This is a genomic window from Streptomyces laculatispora (assembly GCF_017353455.1).
Taxonomy (GTDB): domain Bacteria; phylum Actinomycetota; class Actinomycetes; order Streptomycetales; family Streptomycetaceae; genus Streptomyces; species Streptomyces laculatispora.
This window is the reverse complement of sequence record NZ_JAFMPZ010000541.1, coordinates 1-5,776: the sequence shown is the minus strand read 5'-3', so window position 1 is coordinate 5,776 and position 5,776 is coordinate 1. Positions and strand designations below refer to the sequence as shown.

At 71.3% G+C, this 5,776-nt stretch carries 7 protein-coding genes and 1 tRNA gene; 4 read left to right on the top strand and 4 right to left on the bottom strand.

What is annotated here, in order from left to right; translation table 11 throughout:
• Both J1C73_RS28700 and J1C73_RS28695 read right to left on the bottom strand, forming a co-directional pair.
• On the bottom strand, positions 1-876 hold an 876-nt coding region (locus tag J1C73_RS28700), incomplete at its 3' end, for a serine/threonine-protein kinase (protein WP_207318924.1).
• Positions 877-961: 85 nt separating this feature from the next.
• The gene (locus tag J1C73_RS28695; RefSeq protein WP_024489493.1) at positions 962-1,510 is read right to left on the bottom strand and encodes a helix-turn-helix domain-containing protein; all 549 of its coding nucleotides are present in this window, start codon (positions 1,508-1,510) and stop codon (positions 962-964) included.
• Positions 1,511-1,677: 167 nt separating this feature from the next.
• Here J1C73_RS28695 and J1C73_RS28690 point away from each other — a divergent pair.
• The 3 genes from J1C73_RS28690 to J1C73_RS28680 all read left to right on the top strand — a co-directional run bounded on the left by J1C73_RS28690 (position 1,678) and on the right by J1C73_RS28680 (position 3,197).
• A tRNA-Ala gene (locus J1C73_RS28690) sits at positions 1,678-1,750 on the top strand.
• Between the two features lie 75 nt (positions 1,751-1,825).
• On the top strand, positions 1,826-2,719 hold the full coding sequence (locus J1C73_RS28685; RefSeq protein ID WP_207318923.1) for an FAD-dependent monooxygenase: 894 nt from the start codon (positions 1,826-1,828) through the stop codon (positions 2,717-2,719).
• A gap of 22 nt (positions 2,720-2,741) precedes the next feature.
• Entirely contained in the window at positions 2,742-3,197 is a 456-nt protein-coding gene (locus tag J1C73_RS28680; RefSeq protein WP_207318922.1) for a hypothetical protein, read from the top strand.
• A gap of 20 nt (positions 3,198-3,217) precedes the next feature.
• On the opposite strand, the gene J1C73_RS28675 is transcribed toward J1C73_RS28680, so the two are convergent.
• Positions 3,218-3,670, bottom strand: a complete 453-nt coding sequence (locus tag J1C73_RS28675; RefSeq protein WP_207318921.1) for an SAM-dependent methyltransferase — start codon at positions 3,668-3,670, stop codon at positions 3,218-3,220.
• A 460-nt stretch (positions 3,671-4,130) separates the two neighbouring features.
• Between J1C73_RS28675 and J1C73_RS28670 the strand changes: the two genes are divergently transcribed.
• A complete protein-coding gene (locus J1C73_RS28670) occupies positions 4,131-4,667 on the top strand; it encodes a beta-ketoacyl-[acyl-carrier-protein] synthase family protein (protein ID WP_207318920.1) in 537 nt (178 codons plus the stop codon).
• Positions 4,668-4,826: 159 nt separating this feature from the next.
• On the opposite strand, the gene J1C73_RS28665 is transcribed toward J1C73_RS28670, so the two are convergent.
• Positions 4,827-5,552: a DUF5324 family protein gene (locus J1C73_RS28665; protein ID WP_207318919.1), complete on the bottom strand. Its 726-nt coding sequence runs from the start codon at positions 5,550-5,552 to the stop codon at positions 4,827-4,829.
• Positions 5,553-5,776: the final 224 nt, after the last annotated feature.

The window sequence follows — 5,776 nt, the reverse complement described above, 5'->3', positions numbered from 1 at the left end:
CGGCCCCGCGGGGCCGAAGCCGGCGGGCAGCGGGCCGATCTGGTCGAAGACCTCCACCGGCTCGTCATCGGCCCCGGGTTCGGGCAGCATCTCGACCGCGGCCGTCAGCGCCTTGCGCGCGCCCGTGGCCGTACGGAAGCGGGCCTGCGGGTCCGGTTGCAGCAGCCCGGCGAGCACCTGCCAGAGCGGCTCGGGGATGCCTTGCGGAGCACTGGGTGTGCCGTACGCGGCGAAGTGCTCGACGAGCGCCTGGGAGTCGGGCTTCTTCCCCTGGAGCAGGTACAGGGCGACGAGGCCGACCGCGAAGAGGTCTGCCGGGAAGTCCGGCTCCGCGCCCATCATCTGCTCGGGCGCGAAGTAACCCGGCGTTCCCACCACGTAGTTCGTCTCGGTGAGGCGCGGCTCACCCTTGCGCATGGAGATGCCGAAGTCGGACAGCCGCAGATGCGGCCGGCCGGTTCCGGTGGCCTCCATGAGGATGTTGGCGGGCTTGATGTCCCGGTGCACGACCCCCTCGGCGTGCACCGTCGACAGTCCGGACAGCAGTTGGTCGAGCAGCGTGCAGACGAACCGGGGAGGCAGCGGCCCGTAGTCACCGATGACGTGGGCCAGCGAACCGCCGCTGATGAGGTCCATGGTGAACAGGACCTTGTCGTCGTCCGCGGCCCAACTGGCCGGAGCGAGCACGTGCGGATGCTCGATCCGCAGTGCCTGTTCGCGGACGAAGCGCAGCAGCGTGTGTGCGTCGCTCTGCTGGAGGACCTTGGCTGCCACATAGCGGCGGCGCCGGTGATCCCAGGCACGCCAGACAGCACCGACCCCACCACGTCCGATCGGATCGATCAGCTCGTACCGACCAGCGAAGACCTCACCCATTGCGCTGCGCTCGCTCCCCGTTCCTGCCCTCGGCCGGTGCGTGTGCCCGTGCCCGGATACTGCGGCTGCCGGTGCGTACCCCGGTCTAGCTCTGGTGTCCCTCGTAGTGCGCCACCGCGTCCGCGGTGCGTCCTGCCCCGTACACCTTGAGGAACTCTGCCAGTTCCGGGTGCGTCGGGGCGAGGGAGTCCGCGGCATCGATGATGTCACCGGCCGCCGCGACGGACCGCAGCAGCGACTGGATCTCGCGGACCACACGGCGCACGGTGGGCGCTCCGCTGGTCGACGACGTCTGGCCCGTGCCGGTGAGCACGGAGCCGCCCTGGGACTTCTTGATCTCTTCCATCCGGTCGGTGGCCTCTCCCGCGCTGACACTGCCGTCCGCGACCTGACTGGCCAGTTCCTGGAGCGCCTGGACGCGCTGGACCACGGCCGGATTACCGATCTTCGCCCGCTGACCGCTCATGAGCTGGGAGAGCATGGGGGCGGACAGCCCGAGTACCGCCGCCAGCCGGGCTTGGTTCAGGCCCAGATCATCGATCAGCCGTCGGAAGAGCGCACCCAGCGGTTCCCCGTACCAACTGCGCTGAAGTTCCCTGGCTCTGGCCGTCGCCTCTTGCTGTGCTGCATCCATAGCGTCTCCCCTTCGCTGAGGCTTCGCTGCTGCGAACCTCGCGAGCATCTTACGGAGCGTGGTCGTCGGCCGGGAGCCCCTGTCTTTTGGAGGATTGAGGGGATCACCGGGTACTCTGGTCTGCGGCGGTGACCACGATGCCGGTGCGTCCGGTGCTGCCCGCTTTCGGGGCCTTAGCTCAGTTGGTAGAGCGCTGCCTTTGCAAGGCAGATGTCAGGAGTTCGAATCTCCTAGGCTCCACTTGCCAAATGCCCCCTGACCTGCGAGATCGCGGTTTCAGGGGGCATTTTTTGTGCCCATCAGTGGGCGCGCATCGTGCCTACCGGGGCTGGGGCGGGGGCCGGCATCGTGCTGTCGGACGAGTTCGCCCAGCGCATCCGGTCCGCCCGCCCCGAGGCGCTGCGGCTGCCGGAGGCCGCGTACGCCTCGTGGGACGAGACGATCACGATGATCGGCGGCGAACGGATCCCGTCCGGCGCCTTCGGTAGGTCGGGGATCTCCCGGCAGGCCTTCCACGCGCACGTCCGCGCGCTCGCCGCGCAGAGCGCCAACGTACGGCTGATCAAGCGCACCGTCACCGAGCTGCCGGAGCAGGCGGATCTGGTGGTGCTGGCGGACGGTGCGGGCAGCGAGCTGCGCCGGGAGCGCGCCGACCGGTTCGGCACCTCCGTCTCCGCAGGCCGCACCCGGTATCTGTGGATGAGCACCCCCTCGGTCATCGAACCGTGTTTCCTCCTCAAGGATCTGGGCCCCGGCCCCCTGGTGGTGCACGCCCATCCCCATGCGGCCGACGAGAGCACCCTCATCGGCGAGGCCGATCCGGACACCCTGTCTGCCCTGGGCCTGCTCGGCCTGCCGGCGGCCGAGGCGGAGCTGCGGCTTGCCGCGCTGTTCCGGAGCGAGCTGGGCGGCGCTCCCCTGACGGCTCGGACGGCGGGCTGGCAGCCGTTCCGTACGGTCGCCAACCGCCGCTGGTCCGACGGCCGGACGGTGCCGGCCGGGGACGCCGCACACGGTCCACTTCTCGACCGGCTCGGGCACCGCTCTGGCCATCGACGACGCGCTGTGTCTGGTCCGATGTATCGCCGGACACGACGATCCGCTCCGGGCGGCGGCCGCGTACGAGAGCATCCGGCGGCCGGTCGCCGAGCAGACACAGGCGGAAGCCGCGGAGAGCACCGCGTGGTTCGAGCAGCTGTGCCGCGGTGAGCGGCTGGAGGGGCACCAGACGGTGTTCGCGCTGCGCGGCCGCCGGGTGGTGAACACCTTCAGCCGGCTGCGGGAACGGGATCCGGAGTTCGTCGCGCGCACCGTGGCGCGGCCGGCCGGTCACCCCACCGACGCGGAGCCCGTCGATGTGCCGCTGACAGTGGGCCGGGTGCGCCTGGACCACCGGCTGATCGAGCTGGAGCGCCGGGACGGCCGGTGCGTGCTGCGCGGCGCGGACGGCACCCGGGCGGTGGGGCTGGTCGTGGACCGGTCCCCCGAACTGCCGCTGCCCGGGATCGACTTCCTCGCGGTGCGGGCCACGCCGGAGGGCGGCCGGGTGACCAGGAGCGCTCTCGCCGCGCGGATCCGCAGCGAGGCGGCGCTCCCGATCGCGCTGCTGGGCGACGAGGAGCCGCCCCGGGACGAGGCCAACACCCTGATCGCCGCGGCACGTACGGACCTGGTGGCCGTGTCATGAGCCGCGGCGGCCCGGCGGACTCAGAAGTAGTCGCGCATCAGCTCGGCGGACCAGGCCGGACCCCGCACCTCACCGCGCGGGGCGAACTCCGGCAGATACGGCTTGACGTCGAGTACCGGGGAACCGTCGATGGCGTCGAGGCCGTGCACGGTGAGCGTCAGCCCGTCGACGGCCGCGAGGCCGCACACGGTGACCCCGAGGTGGTTGGGCCGGTTGGGCGCGCGCTGCGCCAGGATCCCGGAGAGCGGCCAGTCGGTCTTGCCCCGGGGGTGCTGGGTGGCGGTGCAGGTCCGCGTCGCCAGATGGAACGCGAAGATCACTTCGACGTGCGAGTAGTCGTCGAGGCCGGTGGTCGCCGACACGTCGAACACCGCCGAATCCAGTTCGATCCGCGAGACCTCCGCCCCCCATCCGTCCTCGTGGACCTGACGGCGTCCGCCGCGTACCACCCCGATGGGACTGATCGGCTGCATTCCATCCCCGCTTCCTGCCCGGTGCGTCCTGGTCGCCCGGAACCAGCGAACCATGTCCGCCGGCCCGCCGTGGAGTCAACCGTCACCCACCGAGCGAGGTGCCAGTCATGGCCCGCCTGATGTCCCGCGTTCTTCCCGACCCCGGTGCCGGCCGGGCATCTCGCCGACCGGGTCGGGCCGCGGGGCACCGCCGCGGTGTTCGCGCTCGGGAAGGCGGTGGCGCTGGCCGGGGCGGCCTTCGTGCACTCCTTCCCGGCCTATCTGGTTCCCGGCCTATCTGGTGATGGCCGTGTTCCTCGGACTGGCCGAAATGCCGTTCGAGATCATCGGTGTCTGAGCCGGATCAGGAGCCGGCGGCGGAGAACAGCAGGCAGTAGTCGCCGGTGAGGCTCTCCGACGGCGTGCTCCACTCGAAGTAGATCTCGCCCTCGAACTCCAGCACTCCGACAGCGCGTGCCCGATGCCGAACGCCAGCGGGGTGACCTTGCCGCTGGAGTCGCGGAAGTTGCCGGCGCAGACGGTCGGCGGCACCGCGCTGACCTGTGACGCGTTCCACGTCAGCGCCCCGTCCCCGGCGGGCGAGTACGCCACGGCCGCGATCAGGACCGCCGTCCAGCGGGCCGCGGTCGCACCGGACGACATCGACCACGTCTGTGCTCACGGCACCTCCACCAAGGCCAACGACCGCACCGAGACCAAGCCGCTCCAGGCGGCGTTCGGCGCGGCGACGGACCGGATCACCGTGAGCAGCCCGAAGCCGATCACCGGTCATCTGATCGCGGGCGCCGGCGCGCTGAGCGCGATGGTGTGCGCGCCGGCCATCCGCGACGGCGTCGTGCCGCCCACGATCAATCTGGACTTCCCGGACCCGGAGTGCGACCTGAACCATGTGCCCAACGTCGCGCGGCGGTTGCCCGTGCGTACGGCGATGGCGAACGCCTTCGGTTTCGGCGGCCAGAACTGCGTCGTGGTCTTCACCGCCCCCGACCCGCTCTGACGATCCTGCGTCCGCGGAGCCCGATGCCACCGCGTCCTGCGGCCGGCCGGCCCTGCGGACGCGTGGCGGTTCGGTTGCGCCGTCCCGGGGAAACGACGGGCGCCGGAAGACCTCGTGGTCTTCCGGCGCCCGTTCTCCGTACTGCTGCTCAGCCGCCGGTCAGGGGCGGTCGTCCAGGTCCGTGCCGTCCACGGCGTCCGGTCCGTCCGTCTCCTCGTCGGCCTGCTTGGCCTGGACGTCGGGGTCGAGGGCCGTCGAGCCGCTCCCGTCGACCGAGGTCAGCGGGGCACGGTCGTCGACCTCGGTGGGAGCGGGCGGCTCGACCAGCCAGTCGGGGTTGGCCTGCTTGTCCCACCAGCGCCAGACGGCATAGGCGCTGCCCGCCAGGATGCCGGCCACGGCCAGTGCCTTGGACAGGCGGCCGGCCCTGGCCCGCCGCTCGTGCTTCCGGGTCAGCTTCCTGATTTCCTTCGGCGTGACCTGCCCGCGCAGTGCGGCCAGGGCGGCGGCACTGCGCGCGGTGGCCTCCTGGGCGACCGGCTGGGCCGCGGCCATCGCGTGTTCGACGCGGGGAACGGTGTAGTCCGCAGCACTCCTGGCGGCCCGACGGGTGCGGCGCGCGGCGCGCTGCGCGGCCTTGTCGACCTTGGGGGGCACATGGGTACGGGCGAGTTCGATACGTGGTGCGAGGTGTGCGCCGTACTGGACGCGAGCCTGCTCAGCTGCCTTCGAAACCTTCGGCGCGAGCAGCGTCCGGGCCTCTTGCGCGTAGTGAACGGCCTGTTCCCTGGCCGTGTCGGCGTAGGGGGCCGCCACTTCCGCGGCGTGCTGCACGCTGTCCCTCGCCGAGTCGGTTGCGGCGCGCACGCTGTCGATGCGGGTCACGGGATCCTCCTCCTTGGTGGCGGGTTGGTACTCCGCCTTTCCACCCAGTTCGAGATCATGCCTACCCGGAGCCTGTGCGGCACCTGGGGCGGGCATCCGGGTCATTCAGGTAATGAGGGACACCCTCGGGCAATGAGGTGCAAGGGGAGCCTGCCGACGACAATGCCACGGTTCGGCCCGGCACGCGCCGGTTCGTCACGCACTTGGCCGCATTCGTCTCCGCC